3 protein-coding genes and 1 pseudogene are annotated in these 4010 nt (G+C 30.4%); all 4 read left to right on the top strand.

Annotation, left to right across the window (positions count from 1 at the left end; genetic code table 11):
• Positions 1 to 639, top strand: a 639-nt coding sequence (locus HMPREF3241_RS09165; protein ID WP_070853615.1) for a tandem-type lipoprotein, incomplete at its 5' end; no start/stop codon positions are given.
• Positions 640 to 972: 333 nt separating this feature from the next.
• Positions 973 to 2334 (top strand): SLC45 family MFS transporter, encoded by a 1362-nt coding sequence (locus HMPREF3241_RS09160; protein ID WP_002486020.1) that lies wholly within the window; start codon positions 973 to 975, stop codon positions 2332 to 2334.
• A 582-nt stretch (positions 2335 to 2916) separates the two neighbouring features.
• Entirely contained in the window at positions 2917 to 3363 is a 447-nt protein-coding gene (locus tag HMPREF3241_RS12795) for an immunodominant staphylococcal antigen IsaB family protein (protein ID WP_227954191.1), read from the top strand.
• A 423-nt stretch (positions 3364 to 3786) separates the two neighbouring features.
• Positions 3787 to 4010 (top strand): annotated as a pseudogene (locus HMPREF3241_RS09150) (heavy metal translocating P-type ATPase); the annotation flags it as partial.

The raw sequence follows: 4010 nt of genomic DNA, 5'->3' as shown, positions 1-4010 counted from the left end.
AAAAATCTAGAAGACTTTTATGATAAAGAAGGCTATCGAGATGAAGAGTTTGATAAAAAGGATAAAGGGACATGGATAGTTGGATCTACCATGACAATTGAACCAAAAGGCAAGTACATGGAATCTAGAGGTATGTTTCTATATATTAATCGCAATACTAGAACAACTAAAGGTTATTATTATGTGAGGAAAACAACAGATGACAGTAAAGGTAGACTAAAAGATGATGAAAAGAGATATCCTGTAAAAATGGAACACAATAAAATTATTCCAACGAAGCCAATACCTAATGACAAACTAAAAAAAGAAATAGAAAACTTCAAATTTTTTGTACAATATGGAGATTTTAAAAACTTAAAGGATTATAAAGATGGTGACATTTCATACAATCCTAATGTACCTAGTTATTCTGCAAAATATCAATTGAGTAATAATGACTATAATGTAAAACAATTACGAAAAAGATATGATATTCCCACCAACCAAGCCCCTAAATTATTGTTAAAAGGAGATGGTGACTTAAAAGGCTCATCTATAGGTTCCAAAAGTTTAGAATTTACTTTTATAGAAAATAAAGAAGAGAATATCTTTTTTTCAGATGGTGTACAATTTACTCCTAGCGAGGATAGTGAGTCATGACCAAAACATTCATTCTTAACAGACTTTGTATTATATATGACTAGAAAGACACCTTAAGAAATATTATTCTGTGTTCCCATATTAAAGTGTACGGCTCTATTAACCGGAATATCACTACCAACTATATCCCCGATAACTGATTGCTTTAAAATGTTGATGTCGATAAATTCAAGTAAAAAATAAAATTTATTCAAAAAAGGTATCAAAGCTTGCTTAAAAATTGAGGAGTGTTAAAATTATAATTGAAAACGGTTCCAATGGATTGTTGTTTGCTATAGGTAGTTAATCATTGAATTAATTAACTATATCGAGTAATAAATGGGAGAGATAGAAATGAACGATACAGATAGAACACATAAGGAAAATAAGTTAGAACAAGATATTACACTACCTTATTTAAAAAAAGCAGTTATTTTTTCAATTACTTTTGGTTTCTTTGGTGTAAATATGGCTTTTGCACTTCAATCAGCAATGATGGGGAGAATATTCCAAACGTTAGGAGCTAATCCTAATAATTTAGGATGGTTTTTTATTTTGCCACCTTTAGTAGGAATGATTGTTCAACCCCTTATTGGATACTACTCTGACAGAACTTGGACTAGATTTGGACGTCGTATGCCGTATCTGTTGATAGCTGGTCCGATTGGAGCCATCGTATTAGTCTTATTACCTAATGCAGGCTCATTTAATTTTGGATATGCTTCACTCATGGCTTTATCCTTTGGTGCGGTGATGACTTTACTTATGGATTTGACTTCAAATGCATGTATGCAACCATACAAAATGATTATTGGCGATATGGTAAACGAAAAACAAAGAGATATGGCATGGTCTTGGCAACAAATTTTTTCAAATTTAGGTGGTATTATTGCTACGGTATTACCATTTTTATTAACAATGTTGGGAATGAGTAATGTAGCACCTAAAGGTGAAGTACCAATGACTGTAAAATTAGCTTATTATATTGCTGCAGCAGTATTATTAATTGCTTCTATATGGACAGTTATCTCTGTTAGGGAATATGAGCCTAAAACTTATAATTATTATCATGGAATCAATGAGAAGAATAGAAATAATAAATTAAACTTATTACAGTTATTAAAAAAAGCCCCTAAACAATTTTGGCAAATTAGTGTAGTTCAATTTTTTAACTGGTTTGCATTGATGTATCTTTGGACATATTCAACAGGTGCAATAGCAAAAAATGTTTGGAATGTGACAGACCCTTCTTCAGCCGGATATCAAGCAGCGGGAAATTGGTATGGCGTATTATACTGTATACAATTTTTGAGTTCAGTTATTTTTGGTTTTGTCATTGCAAGATCTAAACCATCCCAAAGAAAATTTTGGTATAGCTTTGGATTGCTTTTCGGTGGAATAGGTCTTATTTCAATATTCTTTATCCATAATCAATGGTTACTCATTTTTTCATTTATATTGATTGGTATTAATAATTTAACGATGAATACACAACCATTTACATTATTAACTGAAGCAATCGATGGAGAAAATTCGGGGGCATATTTAGGGTTATTTAATACAAGTATTTGTCTACCACAAATTGTAGCGTCTATAGTCAGTTTTGGACTGTATCCATTATTGGGAAGTTCAATGCCTGCGATGCTACTGCTTGCAGGAATCATGATGCTTTTAGGTGCAGTTTCAGTTAAATTTATTAATGCAAAATTTGAATAGACTAGTAAAGAAAAATTTAATGATATTAATAAGAGCGAAAATAGAGTGTTTTTCGCTCTTTTTTATAAAAAATTATTAGAAATGTGCATTAAACAAAGAAATGATGTATTAGTAATTAAAGTAGTTGAGATCTCACCATCATTGATAAGACTCTGAAATATCTTATCAATAATTTCTTCATTTTCATTGGCTGTGAAATGACGTATTAAACCTTTTATAAATGATAAAAATATTGTAACTTCAAACAACTGTGCACAAATCTGATTGTATTGATTGATGGTTTATAGCTAATATTTCTTTATTTAAAAATCCACCTCTGTCTCTCTTTAGCATTGAATGGATACATGACCTCATGCATTTCTGGGCTATTGAAAGTATTGTAATTAATAAATATAAAAAAACTTTATTTATTTTTTTTATATGGCACAAGTAAATGTAAAAGTGCGATAATTGGTAAAATTAAATTTATTTATGTAATATTATTGAAATATTGTAACATTAATGTAATAATGTGAACTGTAAGACAAATATGAGGAGGGTTTTTATGAAAAAAGTTCTAAATTTATTTTAGCTAGTAGTTTAATTTTGGGCTTTTCCGTAACGCCCGAATTATTTAATGTCACTCAAGCACATGCGCAAGAATCTGTGAAACCTTATTATAATTATAGTGGTTATACAGCACATCAAAGTAACTTTATTCTAGATAAGAATTTTAAAACATCTTTAAAAGCCGATAACTTCAAGATTAATGGTTACAAGATTACTCAAAACGAATCAGCTAAAAATGATAAAGATGTATATGATCAAACATATTACGGGGTTTCTAATCATAAAGCGAATGGTGTTTTCTTCTCATTAGACGGTAAGTCAGTGAGCGAAAAAGAATTATTGAATCATTACGGTGAACCAAAGTCTACATCTACATCAGCATGGGGTAAAGAACATGCGTATAAAATTGGAAATAAAGATGTAAGATTTTATGTTAATAAAAAAGGATATGTCATTAAAGGACAAATCATTAGTGAATAGAGTGGGGTATCAATAAAGGAAGACGAGGCTGGGACATAATTCCTAGCAAAATAGCCAGTAAATGAGTTTTTTATAAATTCATTTACTGGCTTCTTTAAATAATGATCTAAACAATTTGCTTTTCTAGACCTACTTTGAAATGTGTTATTTTCTTTAAGAATATTAATTAATATATGACTTGTGTTGCTAATGCTAACCTTGGTCAGAGTGTATTGTCATGCGATAGTTCAGATGAGATTGTTTAATTAAAACCTTGTTTTAAACATCGATGACAAGGTCTAATGTAGGACGTGGAGACATCATTTTCGGAATGATATAAACAAATCCATAAATTGAGATAAATCGAAAATCTTTATACCCTAGGGGGGTATATGTTATAGTGTAAGTAGCTTTACTATAACATTTTCATTGGGAGGGGTTAATTTGAATAATAATGGTGAAGAGCATAATCATCAAAATCACATGAATCATTCCAATCACATGCATCATGATAACCATGCCTCACATCATCATAGTGGCCATGCACATCATCATGGAAATTTTAAAGTTAAGTTTTTTGTTTCATTAATTTTTGCAATACCTATCATTCTTTTATCGCCAATGATGGGCGTTAAATTACCTTTTCAATTCACATTTCCAGGTTCTGA

Source organism: Staphylococcus sp. HMSC34G04, from assembly GCF_001838765.1.
Taxonomy (GTDB): domain Bacteria; phylum Bacillota; class Bacilli; order Staphylococcales; family Staphylococcaceae; genus Staphylococcus; species Staphylococcus epidermidis.
This window is presented reverse-complemented; position numbering and strand designations above follow the sequence as displayed.